Here is a 465-nt window from a genome sequence, read left to right on the forward strand (position 1 = left end):
GCTCATTCGGCCGTACCGTGGTCCGGATCGCCGGCTGAGCCGGCCCTGCCATTGATACAGCGCGTTAGCCCGGTAGAATGGGGTATCGCCAAACGCGCAACACGCGACGGTTTACCGTCGCCGTTGGTTCGCCATAAAGAATAACAATCGGGCACCGCCCGGGGGAAAGTTAATGGCTCGTATCCTGATCGTCGACGATTCGCCGTCGCAGCTCCTGGGCATCAAGCGCATCGTCGAGAAACTGGGCCATGAGGCCATCACGGCCGAAGACGGCGCCGCCGGCGTCGAAGCGGCCAAGCGGGAACTGCCCGATCTCATCCTGATGGACGTCGTCATGCCCAACCTCAACGGGTTCCAGGCCACGCGCACTATCAGCAAGGAAGACAGCACGAAGCACATCCCCATCATCCTGGTCACCACCAAGGACCAGGACACCGACAAGGTGTGGGGCCTGCGCCAGGGCGC

The 465-nt window shown here is 62.6% G+C and carries 1 protein-coding gene; it reads left to right on the plus strand.

Going from position 1 to position 465, the window contains the following annotated elements:
• Positions 1–172: 172 nt before the first annotated feature.
• Positions 173–465: response regulator (locus VI08_RS20300; RefSeq protein ID WP_045831462.1), on the plus strand; the 293-nt coding region annotated here is incomplete at its 3' end.

Origin of the sequence: Luteibacter yeojuensis (genome assembly GCF_000964085.1) — a bacterium.
Lineage (GTDB): Bacteria > Pseudomonadota > Gammaproteobacteria > Xanthomonadales > Rhodanobacteraceae > Luteibacter > Luteibacter yeojuensis_A.